Here is a 14,022-nt window from a genome sequence, read left to right on the forward strand (position 1 = left end):
ACATCCGCGCATTAGCGGCGGTTTAAAGCGCCATAAAGATCGGAAGCAGCGGAATGGCCTGGAAGAGCTGCTGCTGCGCTTGGCGTAGTTTCGAACCGTCCACGATCACCGTGTCGCCGGCATAGATCGCTGGGTCATCCTGCTTGCCGCGACGAATGTCCGTCAGGTCGAACGCGGCAGCCATACGCTTGCCGCCCACCATCCGGAACACCGCGACCCGGCGCGGGTTGGCGTACCCATCGACACCTTTGGCCAGAGCCACCGTTTGCATGAGCGTCAGCGGCCCGACGGCGGGAAACACGCCGGGCTCCCGAACGGAGCCGTCGACCGTCACCGTCCTGCTGCCGGATTCCTTCAGCGCCACGGTGACGTTGGGGTTGCGGAGGTACTTCACGCCGAGCTTCGCCTGTAAGTCGGCCGCCAGCTCGCCGGTGCTGAGCCCGGTCGCCTGGACATTGCCGACCAGCGGCATGGTGAAGCGCCCGGTGAAGTCGATGGCATAGTCCCGCGACAGATCGGGCACCTGGAACACGGTCACCGTGACCACGTCGAGTGGCGCGAGCTTGTAGGTATCGGCGGCCAGCGCCTTAGGCGCGTCGGGCGCCACGAAACCCTGCGGCGCGTACGGGATCGAACCTCCGCGCGTCGAGCAAGCGGAGGCGAAAAGGGAAAACCCGCAGATCGCCATAAGGCGCAAAAGGAAGGTCAGACGCATACGCAATTCCCGTGCGCGGCCTCGTCGTCGCCGCGGTCGATCTCCGCGCCGCATTATAGCGCAAGACCCTCTACTGCAAGGTGCGCTGCCCCCTTAGCCCAGTCGACAAGGTCCAGCGTTGGTCATCCTCGAGCGCCAAGGCGGTGAGGAGCCCGGTGCGATACGCGCCCGTGTCGATGCCGATGCGATTGCTATGCTCGTCCACCTCGTCGGTGATCGTATGGCCGTGGATGACCATTACGCCATGGTCTTTGTTGTCGCGCAGGAAGCTGCTGCGAATCCAGCGAAGATCGTGGGGCAGCTGCTCCTCGATCGCCACCCCCGGACGGATGCCGGCATGGACGAACAGATAGTCGCCCGATCGAACGGTATCGACGAAGCCGCGGACGAACTCGATATGTCGCACCGGAATCGTCTCGGTGAGCAGATCAGCGATTGCCTGTTCCGGCATGGCGTTCAGCGTGGCGGGATTCAGCCCATAGCTCTCCACGCAGGCGTCACCGCCGAAGGTGAGCCAGTCGTAAGCCACGCCCGGCTCGGCCGACAGCGCGCGTAGGAAAATCTCTTCATGGTTGCCCATGATGTAGCTGAATTTGGCGGGGACGTCGGCCACGTTCAGCAATCGCTCGATGACTTGGGCAGAGGCCGGCCCGCGGTCGATGAGATCGCCGAGCAGGACGACGAAATTGGCCGCAGAGGGGCGCTCCGCGATGTCCCCTTTGATCTGCGCCAGCAGCTCTTCCAGCAAATCCAGTCGACCGTGAACGTCGCCGATGGCGTAGATGCGGGAGCCCTGCTGTGCCCGAAACGTGCGCGCCGGTGACAAGGCACCCAGCATGCGGCTGAAGATATTCATAGAATGCCAGCACCTTACCCGCCGGCGCGAACGTCGCCAGCGGCGTTAACTGGTGACGCCACGACCGAATGTCTATAGTGTCCACACCTCCACCGACGCCGCTTGGCGCCGATCGGGCGAGATCACGTTCTTCAGATCGACCAACAGCCCCCCTGGTGCGGTCGCCCCGAAAATGCGATCCAGCCCAGCTTCGATCAACACGCGATGCGGGACGGCGAGAACGACCGTGTCATAATGTCGGTCCAGCGCGAGCGGATCAAGGGCGATGCCGTATTCGTGCAGCGCAGCGCCTGCGTCGACCAGCGGATCATATACCGTAACCTGGTGCCCGAGCTGTCCTAATGCGCCGGCGAGATCAGCGACCTTTGAATTGCGCAGGTCCGGCACGTCGGGCTTGAACGCCAGGCCCAGGACGAGCGCGGTTCCAGCCCGTTCGCCGCGTCGGAAGTGGATTTCTTGTGCGATCCAGCGGGCCATGTCGTCATTCACCCCGCGCCCCGCGAGGATCACGTCCGCCTGGACACCGAGTTCTTGCGCGCGATGCGCGAGGTAATAGGGATCGACCCCGATGCAGTGGCCGCCGACCAGACCCGGCTCGAACTTGAGGAAGTTCCACTTGGTGCCCGCGGCGGCGAGCACGTCCCACACCGACACGTCCATGCGTGCGAAGACGCGGGTGATCTCGTTCATGAACGCGATGTTGATGTCGCGCTGCGCGTTCTCGATCACCTTGGCGGCCTCGGCAACCTTGATCGATGTGGCGCGGAAGACACCGCCGGAGGTGACGGCGCCGTACAGGTCGGACACCTTATCGAGCACCTCCGGGGTCTGGCCCGAGACGACCTTGGTGATGCGGTCAACGGTATGCTCGCGGTCGCCCGGGTTGATGCGTTCGGGCGAATAGGCGAGGAAGAAGTCCACGCCGCACGTCAGGCCAGTCAGCCGCTCCAGCTCCGGCCCGCACAGCTCTTCGGTCACACCGGGATAGACGGTGCTCTCATAGACGACGATCGGCTTGCGCCCGGCCTGCAGCATTCCTGCGACGGTGCGGGTGGCTGCAATGACGATCGAGAGATCGGGCTTGTTTTCGGCATCCACCGGGGTCGGAACGGTGACGATGTAGAAGTCGGCCGGCGGGCAGGCGGCGGGATCGGTGGTGAAGCGCAACGGGGTCGCCGCGAGCTGCTCGGCGGTCAGCTCGCCGGTGCGGTCATGTCCCCGCCCGAGTTCGCCGACGCGGCCTGCATCGATGTCCAGGCCCCAGGTCTCGACGGTCTTCGCCAGCGCAGCGGCGAGCGGCAGTCCCACATAGCCCAGGCCGATCACGACGACCCGCTTCGATTCGGCCATGTGCCGATACGCTCCTGCAACGCTGACGGAAGCGCGCTCCTTTAGCGTCTATCCCCCTGGTCGCAAGCCGCGCGGGTCAGCTCGCCAGGCGGAGCGGCGGTGCCGGCAGAGCGCGAGGCTGGTCGAGCCAGATGCCGCGCGTGTCGAGTATGGTCTTGCCGACGCGCTCCTCCACCGGCACCGAGCGGAACAGGTCGTGATCCACCAGCACCACCATCAGCGGGCAGGTCGCCAGTGCAGTGTCCAGGTCGGTAAGCTGCGCGCCGGTGCCAGCGAAGGCTGCCGGAAGCGCCGAGGCATAGGGCTCGACGATGCGCACCCGGTTGCCGAAACGCCGGGCGAGCGCGACGGATACGGCCAGTGCCGGGCTCTCGCGGAAGTCATCGATGTTCGCCTTGAACGCGAGCCCCAGGCACGCGACCGGCACGCCAGGAACGGCGTCGAGCAGCGCAGCCGCCTGCGCGACCACATGGTCGACCTTGCCGTCGTTGACCAGCCTGGCGGTGCGGATCAGCGGCGTCTGCTCGGGTGCCGCGGCGACCAGGAACCAGGGGTCGACCGCGATGCAGTGGCCGCCGACGCCGGGCCCCGGCTGCAGGATCTCGACCCGTGGGTGGCGGTTGGCGAGGCGGATCACCTCCCACACGTCCACGCCCATGCGGTCGGCGACCAGGCTCAGCTCGTTGGCAAAGGCGATGTTGACGTCGCGGAAGGCGTTCTCGGCGAGCTTGGTCATCTCCGCCGCCTTGGCATTGGTGGTGACACAGGCGCCGCGCACGAAGCGACGGTAGAAGCCCAGCGCCTTGCGCGCGCAACGTGGCGTGATGCCGCCGATCACCCGGTCGTTGGCGATCAGTTCGTGAAGGATGCGGCCGGGCAGGACGCGCTCGGGGCAATAGGCGATCGCGACATCGGCTTCGCTGCCGCGACCCGGCGTGGTCAGGTCGGGCCGGAGCTCCGCGATCAGGTCGCGGACCTGCTCGGTGGTGCCGACCGGCGACGTCGATTCGAGGATCACCGTGTCCCCGCGCTTGAGCACCGCGGCGATGGTGGTCGCGGCGCGCAGCACATAGCCGATGTCGGGCTGGTGATCGGCCGAAAAGGGAGTGGGAACGGCGATCACGAACACGTCGGCGGCCGCGATCTGCGTCGACGCGCGCAGCGTACCTCGGGCGACGACGCCGGACACCAACGCGTCGAGGTCGACCTCTTCGATATGGACCTTGCCCGAATTGACCGTCTCGACGACGCTCGGCGTCACGTCCACTCCGAGCACCCGGGCACCGGTGCGCGCGATCACGGCGGCGGTGGGAAGCCCGATATAGCCGAGGCCCAGGACGACGACGGACAGGTCAGTGTCGGCAAGCATCCGCGATCAGCTCCGCAATACGGGCCGCGGCATGACCGTCGCCGAACGGATTGTGGGCGCGGGCCATCGCGGCATAGGCGTCGCTATGGTCGAGAAGGGTTGAGACTTCGGAAACGATGCGGTCCTCGTCGGTGCCGACCAGCCTGGCGGTGCCCGCCTCGACGCCCTCCGGCCGCTCGGTGGTCTCGCGCATGACGAGCACAGGCTTGCCGAGCGCCGGCGCCTCCTCCTGCACACCGCCCGAATCGGACAGGACGAGGTCGCATGCGGCGAGCGCGCGGACGAACTGGGGGTAGTCGAGCGGGGCGATGCGGACGATTTCGGGACGGTCGCCGATGATGGCATCCATCACGGGGCCGACCTGCGGGTTGGGGTGGACGGGAAAGAGTAGGGCGGTATCGCCGCGATCCGCCAGCCGCACCAGCGCGCGCGCGATCGCCGCCATGCCGCCGCCGAAGTTTTCGCGGCGATGGGTGGTGACCAGCACCAGCCGCTTGCCCGCCACCCGCGCCAGCACCGGATTGAGCGCGGCGGCAAGGCCAGGGTCGGCGGCGATTCGGTCGCGGGTCCAGTGCAGCGCGTCCACTACCGTGTTGCCGGTGACGTGTATCGCTTCGGGCGCGATGTTCTCCCTTCGCAGCGCCGCCGCCGCCGTCTCCGTCGGCGCGAAGTGCAGGCGCGCGATCGGCGCGACGATGCGGCGGTTCACTTCCTCGGGCCAAGGGTGGTAGATGTCGCCCGAGCGCAGGCCGGCCTCGACATGGGCGACCGGCACCTTGCGATAATAGGCGGCGAGCGCTCCGACCATCGCCGTGGCGGTGTCGCCCTGGACGACCACCCAGTCGGGCTGTTCGCGGTCCATCACCTCGCCCAGGCCGACCAGCAGCCGTGCGGTGAGCCGGTCTAGCGTCTGGCCGGGTTCCATGATGTCGAGGTCGATGTCGGGTTTCAGGTCCGCGATCGCGAGCACCTGATCGAGCAGCCCGCGATGCTGCGCGGTGACGCAGGTCCGAACGGTCAGTTCCGGCCGCGCCACGAGCGCGCGCACCACCGGAAACAGCTTGATGGCTTCCGGTCGGGTGCCGAATATGACGAGGATCTTGCGCTTGGACATGGGTCGCACCCTATCTGCGGATGCTGAATGCAACGCTAAGACCGCCCCGACTGTAGCTTGCCCACCCGCGGCAAGCCTCCTAATGGCTCCCGCGAGGGAATGGGACTAGATGAACGGCGACACCATCGTTGAACGGGCTGCCGAGCTGATCGAGACCGAAGTCGACGGCGACTTGGTCGCGCTCGACATCGAGCAGGGCAATTGCTTCGGCTTCAACGCGACCGCGTCTCGGGTTTGGCAAATCCTCGCGCAGCCGCGCTCGGTCAGCGCGATCGTCGATACCCTCCTGGAAGAGTTCGCGATCGACCGCGCGACGTGCCAGACGGCGGTGATCCAGCTGATCGAGGACATGGCCAGCCGCAAGCTGGTCCGCGTTTGAACGGCCCGACACGTCACCGGTCTCCGGTCGATCCTACCCTGGTTTGCCACAGCTAGAGGCGCGCAGTGACCACGCTCATCACCGGTGCGGCCGGATTCATCGGCTTCAACGTCGCCCAACGCCTGCTGGCGCGTGGCGAGCAGGTGATCGGCCTCGACGTCGTCAACGATTATTACAGCGTCCAGCTGAAGCGTGACCGGTTGGCGAAGCTGGCGGCCGACGGCGGCGATCGTTTCCGCTTGGTGGAAGCGGACCTGGCCGACGATGCGGCCTTGGACACAGCACTTGCTGGAATGGAGTTCGACGGCATCGTCCATCTCGCCGCCCAGGCCGGGGTACGCTATTCGATCGAGAACCCCCGAGCCTATGTGCGATCGAACCTGGTCGGGCACGTCAACATTCTCGAACTCGCCCGCCACCGCAACAGCAGGCATCTCGTCTACGCGTCGTCCTCGTCGGTCTATGGCGGCAATAAGACCCTGCCGTTCCGCGTCGAGGATCGCGTCGATCATCCCCTTTCGCTCTACGCCGCCACGAAGAAGGCCGACGAGTTGATGAGCGAGACCTACGCCCATCTCTACCGCCTGCCCCAAACCGGCCTGCGCTTCTTCACCGTCTATGGCCCGTGGGGCAGACCCGACATGGCGATGTGGCTCTTCACGAAAGCCATCTTCGAGGGGCGTCCGATCCAGGTGTTCGGCCAGGGCGACATGCGGCGGGACTTCACCTATATCGACGACATCGTCTCCGGCATCGTCGCGTCGCTCGACAACCCGCCCTCCGACGACGGCCAGGAGAAGGCGGGGGGCAGCCTTTCCCCCCATCGTCTCTACAATATCGGCAACCACCGCTCCGAAGAACTCGGCCACATGATCGAGCTGATCGAGCGGGCGTGCGGCCGGTCCGCCGAGAAACAGCTGCTGCCGATGCAGGACGGTGATGTCCGCGATACCTTTGCAGACATCAGCGCCATCACGCGCGATCTCGGCTACGCGCCGACCACCAGCATCGACGTGGGTGTTCCGCGTTTCGTGCAATGGTATCGCGAGTATCACAGACTATGACCGACACGATCCAGCGAGTGCGCAAGGCAGTGTTTCCGGTGGCCGGACTTGGGACGCGGTTCCTGCCGGCGACCAAGTCGATGCCCAAGGAGATGCTGACGGTCGTCGACAAGCCGCTGATCCAATATGCGGTGGAGGAAGCGCTGGAGGCGGGGATCGAGCAGATCATCTTCGTCACCGGCCGCGGTAAGGCGGCGCTCGAGGACCATTTCGATATCTCCTATGAGCTGGAGATGACGATGCGCGAGCGAGGCAAGAGCCTGGCCGCGATCGAGAACATCCGCCAGAAGCCCGGCTCGCCCGTGTACGTCCGCCAGCAGGAGCCGCTGGGACTGGGTCACGCAGTGTGGTGCGCGCGCGAGATCGTCGGCGACGAGCCATTCGCGGTGCTGTTGCCCGACGAGCTGATGGTCGGTAGCCCCAATTTCCTGGCGCAGATGGTCGCGGCTTATAGCCGGGTCGGCGGCAACGTCGTCGGCGCGCTGGAGGTGCCCGACAGCGAGACCGACAAATACGGCATCATCTCGCCGGGCCGGGTAGACGGGCGACTGACTGAGGTAACCGGGCTGGTCGAGAAGCCCAAGGGCAAGGCGCCGTCCAACCTGATGATTCCCGGCCGCTACATCCTCCAGCCCGAGGTGATGCGCGTGCTCGACAACCCGGTGCGCGGCGCGGGCGGGGAGATCCAGCTGACCGACGCGATGGCGCAGCTGATCGGGCGACAGCCCTTCCACGGCTACACCTTCAACGGCGCGCGTTACGACTGCGGGGACAAGGCCGGGTACATCCAGGCGAACCTCGCGCTGGCGCTGGCGCGGGATGACATCGGGCCGGCAGTGCGGGATTTTGCGCGCGGGTTGTTGAATGATGTAGGGCGGGGGTAGCTCATTGCGTCTTCCCCGGCGAAGGCCGGGGTCCAGTTGCCATGGTCTCAGTCCGAGCGCGCTTCCCCTTCCAACCGGCTGCGAAGCTACTGGGCCCTAGCCTTCGACCGGGAAGAGCTCGACCCGCAGGCCGGACAACCCGGATCCTTGGGCAGCGTCAGGGTACGAAAGCGCCAGCTCAGCAGGTCGACCAGCAGGAGCCTGCCGGCGGGATCGTCGCCGAACGGCACGATCGCGCGGATCGCCTCCAGCGCCGCCATGCTGCCAAGCATTCCCGTCACCGGGCCGAGCACGCCCGCCTCGGCGCAGCTCAGTTCCGCCCGATCGGGCGCGTCGCCGACGAAGCAGCGATAGCAGGGCCGGTCCGCCTCCCAACCGCGGTACACCGCGAGCTGCCCCTCGAATTGCCCAACCGCCGCCGACACCAGCGGGATGCGGAGCGCCAATGCGGCGTTCGCGACCGCGAGGCGGGTCGCGAAATTGTCGCAGCCATCGACCACCACATCGGACTCGGCGAGCAGCGCCTCCGCATTCGCTGCGTCGATTCGTCGGCTCACCGGCTGCACCCGCGCCCGCGGGTTGAGCCGACGCGCGGCGTGGCCGGCCTGCACGGCCTTGCCCAGCCCCTGCTCGGCGGTCGCGAACAATGTCTGGCGCTGGAGATTGGACAGCTCGACCATATCGTCGTCGACCACGATCAGCCGACCGACCCCGGCACCAGCAAGATATTGGATGACCGGTGAGCCGATGCCGCCGGCGCCGATCACTGCCACGGTCGCGTCCTTCAGTCGGACCTGCCCCGCGCCGCCGACTTCCTTGAGGACGATCTGGCGAGCGTAGCGGGCGAGCTCTTCGTCGGTCAGCTTTGGCAACGTTGTGCCCTCGCCTCGTTACGCCTCCATGGTGGAAGTCGGGGCCCAGATGCGGCATTTCCGACCCAGCGCAGCGCTTGTTTCCGGCGCGGCCGACTGGGCCCCGGCTTCCGCCGGGGAGGGGAAGTTGGCCACATCAAAGGCTGGACGTTCCGGTCGAACCGAATCCACCACTACCGCGCGCCGTGTCGTCCAGCTCATCCACCGCCACCAGCGTCGCCCGCAGCACCGGCGCCGGCACCAACTGGGCGATGCGGTCGCCGCGACGGATCGGGAACGGGTCGGCGCCGAGATTGGCGAGGATTACCTTCACCTCGCCGCGATAGTCGCTGTCGATCGTGCCGGGCGTGTTGAGGCAGGTCACCCCGTTCTTCAACGCAAGCCCGGACCGGGGCCGGACCTGCACTTCATAACCTTCGGGAATGGCGAGCGCGAAGCCGGTCGCGACGGCATGACGCGCGCCGGGCGGCAGGACGAGTTCCTCGGCCGAGACCACGTCCATCCCTGCCGCGCCGGCGGTGGCATAGGCGGGGGCAGGGAGACCTTCGCCGTGCGGCAGGCGCTTCAGCCGGATCTCGATCATGCGTTTGCGATCCGCTCGATCAGCCGCCGCGCCACTTCAACCTTGGGCAGCCGATCCCAGCTTTCGATGCCGCCTGCGGTAACCAGGTGGACGCTGTTGCCGTCGCTGCCGAACACGTCGGTCGACACGTCGTTGGCGACCAGCCAGTCGCAGCCCTTGCGCGCGCGCTTGGTGACCGCATGTTCGACGACCTGCTCAGTTTCGGCGGCGAAGCCGATCAGCAAAGCGGGGCGCTGCGGCGAGCGTGCGAGCGTGGCCAGGATGTCGGGGTTCTCGACCAGGGTGAGAGCGGGGAGTCCCTCGCCCTTTTTCACCTTCTGTCCCGCCGCCTCGACCCGCCAGTCGGCGACGGCGGCGACCATGATCGCGACGTCGGCGGGCAGCGCCGCGTCGACAGCGGCAGACATGTCGACCGCAGTTTCCACGTCGACCCGAGCGACGCCGGCGGGGGTGGGTAGAGCGACCGGTCCTGCCACCAGGGTGACCCGCGCGCCCGCCTGTGCGGCGGCGGCGGCGATGGCGAACCCCTGTCGGCCGGAGGATCGGTTGGCGATGTAGCGGACCGGGTCGATCGGCTCATGCGTCGGCCCGGCCGTAACGAGAACGTGCTTGCCGGCGAGAGCTCCCCTCCCGCTTGCGGGTGGGATTGTGGAGAGATGGGACAAGCCCTCCCCCGACCCCTCTCGCAAGCGGGAGGGGAGATCGGCGGTACCTCCCCGCGACCGGGAGGGGAGGAGCGCATCCTGGATCGCAGCGGCGATCGCGGCCGGCTCGGGCAGGCGGCCTGGGCCGTACTCGCCGCATGCCATGGCACCTTCCTCGGGCTCCAGCACCGTCAGCCCGTCGGCGCGTAATTGCGCAACGTTGCGCTGTGTCGCCGGATGTTCCCACATCCGCACGTTCATCGCCGGCGTCACCAGCACCGGCTTGTCGGTCGCGAGCAGGACTGTGGTGGCGAGGTCGTGCGCACGGCCCGCCGCCATGCTGGCGATCAGATCGGCGGTGGCAGGCGCTACGACGAGCAGGTCGGCCTCGCGGCTGAGCTGAATATGACCCATCTCCGCCTCGTCCTTCAGATCCCATAGGCTGGTATAGACCTGATCCTCGGACAGTGCCGCGAGCGTCATCGGCGTGACGAAGTGGCTGCCGCCCTCCGTCAACACACACCGCACCGCATGACCGGCCTTGCGCAGCAGGCGGATCAGCTCGCACGCCTTGTACGCTGCGATGCCGCCGCCGACGATGAGGAGGATGCGCTTCACGAGGTGATCCGTCGCACGACGATCCGCCGCCTGTCGAGCGCGGCGGCGGTGAGGTCTCGCAGCAAGTCGGGGACGAAAGCGAGGCCGACCAGCAGCACCGGCGCGGTCAGCAGGCCCCAGTAGAAGGTGTCGAGCCGGCCGGCGGTGGCGAGCAGCAGGGCATAGGAGGCGAGCGTCACGGCGACGCGGGTAGCCGTCGGGTCGCGCCAAGCGGTCCATCCGGCGATCGTCAGCGCGACCAGCGGCGCGGCCAGGATCAACGGAAACAGCACCAGCGCGGTGGATGCCTGCCAGGTGCGCACCACGAAGCCGGGTCCCAGCAGCCCCGACCAGCCGGGCGAGGCCGGGTCGAGCGGACCCACCACTTGCGCCACCGCCCAGGCGTGGGTTGCGACCACCACAGCCACCGCGCCTATGGCAGCGGTCCAGCCCAGCGCCTCCCGCCGCGCGCCGTCGCGCCAGGCGAGCGCCAGCATGACCAGCAGGTACAGCGCGGCGGTCTCGCGGATCAGCGTGGCGGCAACGCCCCAGCCGACCGCCTCCAGCCAGCGATCAGCACGATAACGCGCAAGCGAAAGCGCGATCAGCAGGCCCGCCCAGACCTCGTGAAAGGGCACTAGATCGGTCTGCCAGCATGCGATCGAGCCACCGAGGAGGAGCAGGGTTGCGCCGAGCCTTGCCGCAGGGCGGCCGAGGCCGAGCTTGAAGCGTTCATACCAGGCGAGCGTCGCCGCGCCCGCCAGGAGGTACAGGAGCGCACCGATCGCCCATTGCGGGAGCGCCGCGAGGATCACAGCGAGGGTCGGCAGCCGAAAGGTGACGAACGGGCGCAAGGGATAGTCGTTGGTCCTGAGCGCGTCGGCGGCCACCGCATAATAGCCGCCGCCATGGCGCAGCGCCTCGACGATGCCGCCATAGAGCTGCAGGTCGCCGCCTTCGCCCGGCGCCGGGCCGCCTGCGGTCGGGTCGGCGCTCGAGAGCGCGGTGAAGCTGAGTAGAACGACCGCTGCGAGGACAGCAAGCGTGACACGAGCGGCGTAGGGCGAGAGGCCGGCGTAGCGTGAAGGCTGGGCCAGCCAAAGGGGGGGCAGGGGGCGGCGCATCACCTGACCTTCAAATCTTCCCCGGCGAAGGCCGGGGCCCAGTTGCGGGCTGCTCGAAGAAGCGCGACACGCTCTCCTGTGAACGGATTGCGGCTGGGCCCCGGCCTTCGCCGCGGAAGAGGCCCATTGCGCTCAATCCGCTCACCGCAGCGCCGCCACCGTCGCCACCACGGCCGCCACCGCGCTCAGCACCGCCGTCACCGCGTAGCGCCAGCCGCCGCCGAACCGCACCAGCTCGATCTGCGCCAGCGGCGGGGCCGGGGGTTCGCCGCCCGGCGCCGGGTAGCGCGCCTCGATGCGGCGGACGAGGTCGGGCAGGCCGATCAGCGTGCGCAGGTCGAGGATCAGCCGGTCCGCCACCGCCGCCTCCGGTCCCAGCTCCGTGCGGATCCACTCGCGCACGAACGGCGCCGCGGTCTCCCACAGGTTGATGTCGGGATCGAGCGCGGTCGCGACGCCCTCCACCATCACCATCGTCTTCTGGAGCAGCAGCAGGTGCGGCTGCGTCACCATGTCGAAGTCGCGGGTGATCGAGAACAGTCCGTCGAGCATGTTGCCGATCGACATGTCCTTGACCGGCAGCCCACGCATCGGCTCGCCGACGGCGCGCAGCGCGGTGGCGAACTCCTCGACGCTGTGGTGCGACGGCACATAGCCCGCCTCGAAATGAATTTCGGCGACCCGGCGGTAGTTGCCGGTGATCAGGCCGTAGAGGATCTCGGCCAGCCACATCCGCGCACGCCGGTCGATCCGGCCCATGATGCCGAAGTCGATCGCGGCGATGCGGTTGCCCGGTAGCGCGAACAGATTGCCCTGGTGCAGGTCGGCGTGAAAGAAGCCTTCGGCGATCGCCTGGCGCAGGAAGCCGTCGATCAGGATGCGCGCGAGCCGGGCCGTGTCGTACCCGGCGGCGGTCAGCGCGGCGCGATCGTTGAGCTTGACCCCGTCGATCCATTCGATCGTCAGCACCTTGGCGCTCGATCGCTGCCAGTCGATGCCCGGGATGACGAAGTCGGGTTCGGCGGTCATCGCCTCCGCCAGCTCGCTCGCCGACGCCGCCTCGCGCATGAAATTGAGCTCGCGCGCGGTCCAGCGCTTGAACGTCTCGATCGTCAACCGCGGACGCAGGCGCCGCGCCTCGGTGCTCATCCCCTCGAGCTGCGCGGCCGCCCATTGATAGGTATCGATGGCGCGGGCGAAGTCCTCCTCGACGCCCGGACGCAGCACCTTGACCGCGACGATGCGGCCGTCGGGTGTCACCGCGCGATGGACCTGCGCGATCGAGGCGGCGCCGACCGGCTCCTCGTCGATTGAGGCGAACAGCACCTCCAGTGGCCGGCCGAGGCTCGCCTCGATCGCTCGGCGGATGACGGCGAAGGGGACGGCGGGCAATTGGTCCTGGAGACGCAGCAGATCCTGTGCGGCCACGTCGCCGACCAGATCGGGTCGGGTGGCGAGCGTCTGACCGAGCTTGATGGCGGCGGGGCCGATCGCCTGGAACGCATCGGCATAACGCGGCTGCGTGGGCTGGCGCGTACCGAGGCGGGCGAGGCGGACCAGGCGGCGGACCGGGGCAGGGGTGTTCGGGTCGCGCTCGATCCCGCGCAGCGCACCGTGCCGGGCGAGGATGCGACCCCATTTCAGGAGCCGCCAGATATGGGTTGAGGAGGAGGTCACGGATCCGTCAGATCTTCCAGCCCGAATGGATCGCGACCAGTCCACCCGCGATCGGCTCCACCCGCGTCTGGGCGAAGCCGGCGGCCCGGATCATCGCCTCGAACGCAGGCATGTCGGGAAAGCGGCGGATCGATTCGATCAGGTAGCGGTAGCTGTCCGGGTCGCCCGCCAGCGCCTTTCCGAGCTGGGGCACGACACGGTGCGAATAGGCGTCGTACACCTCCGCGAAGCCGGGCCATACCGTGGTCGAGAATTCGAGGCAGAAGAACCTGCCGCCACGCTTCAGGACGCGATGCGCCTCGCGGAGCGCCGCCGGGATGTCTGTCACGTTCCGGATGCCGAAGGCGATCGTGTAGGCGTCGAGACTCCGGTCGGCGAAGCGCAGCGTCTCCGCGTTCGCCTCCGTCCAGATCAGGCCCTCCACGTTCCGTTTGCGGGCGCGTTCCATGCCGACCGCCAGCATCTCAGGATTGATGTCGGCCACGGTAACCCCCGCGCCGCCGGCCGCGAGCCGGAACGCGATGTCGCCGGTGCCGCCAGCCATGTCGAGGATTTGCTCCCCGGCGCGGGGCTTCACCCTGCGGACGAAGCGATCCTTCCACAGCCGGTGCATGCCGCCCGACATCGCGTCGTTCATCAGGTCGTAGCGGCTGGCGACCGACGAGAAAACGCCGCCGACCCGGCGGGTCTTCTCGTCGGGGGCCACGTCTTCGTAGCCGAAGGAGACGGTCTCGGTCATGCTCTGAGCCTGTAGAGGCGCGCGCGGGCGGTGGCAAAGGCGGGTTCGGCGCTTA

14 protein-coding genes are annotated in these 14,022 nt (G+C 67.8%); 3 read left to right on the forward strand and 11 right to left on the reverse strand.

Annotation, left to right across the window (positions count from 1 at the left end; genetic code table 11):
* Nucleotides 1–22 precede the first annotated feature (22 nt).
* The 5 genes from VFQ64_RS08325 to wecB all read right to left on the reverse strand — a co-directional run bounded on the left by VFQ64_RS08325 (nucleotide 23) and on the right by wecB (nucleotide 5,404).
* Nucleotides 23–715, reverse strand: a complete 693-nt coding sequence (locus VFQ64_RS08325; RefSeq protein WP_325102830.1) for a polysaccharide biosynthesis/export family protein — start codon at nucleotides 713–715, stop codon at nucleotides 23–25.
* A gap of 70 nt (nucleotides 716–785) precedes the next feature.
* On the reverse strand, nucleotides 786–1,571 hold the full coding sequence (locus tag VFQ64_RS08330) for a metallophosphoesterase (protein ID WP_325102831.1): 786 nt from the start codon (nucleotides 1,569–1,571) through the stop codon (nucleotides 786–788).
* Nucleotides 1,572–1,643: 72 nt separating this feature from the next.
* Nucleotides 1,644–2,921 (reverse strand): nucleotide sugar dehydrogenase, encoded by a 1,278-nt coding sequence (locus VFQ64_RS08335; protein WP_325102832.1) that lies wholly within the window; start codon nucleotides 2,919–2,921, stop codon nucleotides 1,644–1,646.
* 76 nt (nucleotides 2,922–2,997) lie between these two features.
* Nucleotides 2,998–4,290: a UDP-N-acetyl-D-mannosamine dehydrogenase gene (gene wecC / locus VFQ64_RS08340; RefSeq protein ID WP_325102833.1), complete on the reverse strand. Its 1,293-nt coding sequence runs from the start codon at nucleotides 4,288–4,290 to the stop codon at nucleotides 2,998–3,000.
* Nucleotides 4,274–5,404, reverse strand: coding sequence for a non-hydrolyzing UDP-N-acetylglucosamine 2-epimerase (wecB, locus tag VFQ64_RS08345; protein ID WP_325102834.1), 1,131 nt, complete (start codon nucleotides 5,402–5,404; stop codon nucleotides 4,274–4,276). Before wecB ends, wecC begins: the two co-directional genes overlap by 17 nt.
* 109 nt (nucleotides 5,405–5,513) lie before the next feature.
* On the opposite strand from wecB, the gene VFQ64_RS08350 reads away from it, so the two are divergent.
* The 3 genes from VFQ64_RS08350 (at nucleotide 5,514) to galU (ending at nucleotide 7,731) form a co-directional block, all read left to right on the forward strand.
* The gene (locus VFQ64_RS08350; protein ID WP_325102835.1) at nucleotides 5,514–5,783 is read left to right on the forward strand and encodes a PqqD family protein; all 270 of its coding nucleotides are present in this window, start codon (nucleotides 5,514–5,516) and stop codon (nucleotides 5,781–5,783) included.
* Nucleotides 5,784–5,848: 65 nt separating this feature from the next.
* A complete protein-coding gene (locus VFQ64_RS08355) occupies nucleotides 5,849–6,847 on the forward strand; it encodes an NAD-dependent epimerase/dehydratase family protein (RefSeq protein ID WP_325102836.1) in 999 nt (332 codons plus the stop codon).
* Entirely contained in the window at nucleotides 6,844–7,731 is an 888-nt protein-coding gene (gene galU, locus VFQ64_RS08360) for a UTP--glucose-1-phosphate uridylyltransferase GalU (protein WP_325102837.1), read from the forward strand. Before VFQ64_RS08355 ends, galU begins: the two co-directional genes overlap by 4 nt.
* An 86-nt stretch (nucleotides 7,732–7,817) precedes the next feature.
* Here galU and VFQ64_RS08365 read toward each other — a convergent pair whose 3' ends face one another.
* From VFQ64_RS08365 to VFQ64_RS08390, 6 genes are all read right to left on the reverse strand, one after another.
* A complete protein-coding gene (locus VFQ64_RS08365; RefSeq protein WP_325103418.1) occupies nucleotides 7,818–8,594 on the reverse strand; it encodes a molybdopterin-synthase adenylyltransferase MoeB in 777 nt (258 codons plus the stop codon).
* A gap of 145 nt (nucleotides 8,595–8,739) precedes the next feature.
* Nucleotides 8,740–9,186 (reverse strand): dUTP diphosphatase, encoded by a 447-nt coding sequence (gene dut, locus VFQ64_RS08370; RefSeq protein WP_325102838.1) that lies wholly within the window; start codon nucleotides 9,184–9,186, stop codon nucleotides 8,740–8,742.
* A complete protein-coding gene (locus tag VFQ64_RS08375; RefSeq protein ID WP_325102839.1) occupies nucleotides 9,183–10,448 on the reverse strand; it encodes a bifunctional phosphopantothenoylcysteine decarboxylase/phosphopantothenate synthase in 1,266 nt (421 codons plus the stop codon). The genes dut and VFQ64_RS08375 overlap by 4 nt, the downstream gene beginning before the upstream one ends.
* Nucleotides 10,445–11,551, reverse strand: a complete 1,107-nt coding sequence (locus tag VFQ64_RS08380) for a hypothetical protein (protein WP_325102840.1) — start codon at nucleotides 11,549–11,551, stop codon at nucleotides 10,445–10,447. The genes VFQ64_RS08375 and VFQ64_RS08380 overlap by 4 nt, the downstream gene beginning before the upstream one ends.
* Before the next feature lie 141 nt (nucleotides 11,552–11,692).
* A complete protein-coding gene (gene ubiB, locus VFQ64_RS08385) occupies nucleotides 11,693–13,228 on the reverse strand; it encodes a 2-polyprenylphenol 6-hydroxylase (protein WP_325102841.1) in 1,536 nt (511 codons plus the stop codon).
* 7 nt (nucleotides 13,229–13,235) lie between these two features.
* The gene (locus tag VFQ64_RS08390; RefSeq protein WP_325102842.1) at nucleotides 13,236–13,967 is read right to left on the reverse strand and encodes a class I SAM-dependent methyltransferase; all 732 of its coding nucleotides are present in this window, start codon (nucleotides 13,965–13,967) and stop codon (nucleotides 13,236–13,238) included.
* Nucleotides 13,968–14,022: the final 55 nt, after the last annotated feature.

It is taken from the genome of Sphingomonas sp., from assembly GCF_035714405.1.
GTDB lineage: Bacteria > Pseudomonadota > Alphaproteobacteria > Sphingomonadales > Sphingomonadaceae > Sphingomonas.

Bases quoted from the DNA above. Each gene is read 5' to 3' on its own strand.
- VFQ64_RS08325 (WP_325102830.1), bottom strand. From the start codon at position 715: ATGCGTCTGACCTTCCTTTTGCGCCTTATGGCGATCTGCGGGTTTTCC.
- VFQ64_RS08330 (WP_325102831.1), bottom strand. From the start codon at position 1,571: ATGAATATCTTCAGCCGCATGCTGGGTGCCTTGTCACCGGCGCGCACG.
- VFQ64_RS08335 (WP_325102832.1), bottom strand. From the start codon at position 2,921: ATGGCCGAATCGAAGCGGGTCGTCGTGATCGGCCTGGGCTATGTGGGA.
- wecC (WP_325102833.1), bottom strand. From the start codon at position 4,290: ATGCTTGCCGACACTGACCTGTCCGTCGTCGTCCTGGGCCTCGGCTAT.
- wecB (WP_325102834.1), bottom strand. From the start codon at position 5,404: ATGTCCAAGCGCAAGATCCTCGTCATATTCGGCACCCGACCGGAAGCC.
- VFQ64_RS08350 (WP_325102835.1), top strand. From the start codon at position 5,514: ATGAACGGCGACACCATCGTTGAACGGGCTGCCGAGCTGATCGAGACC.
- galU (WP_325102837.1), top strand. From the start codon at position 6,844: ATGACCGACACGATCCAGCGAGTGCGCAAGGCAGTGTTTCCGGTGGCC.
- dut (WP_325102838.1), bottom strand. From the start codon at position 9,186: ATGATCGAGATCCGGCTGAAGCGCCTGCCGCACGGCGAAGGTCTCCCT.
- VFQ64_RS08380 (WP_325102840.1), bottom strand. From the start codon at position 11,551: ATGCGCCGCCCCCTGCCCCCCCTTTGGCTGGCCCAGCCTTCACGCTAC.
- VFQ64_RS08390 (WP_325102842.1), bottom strand. From the start codon at position 13,967: ATGACCGAGACCGTCTCCTTCGGCTACGAAGACGTGGCCCCCGACGAG.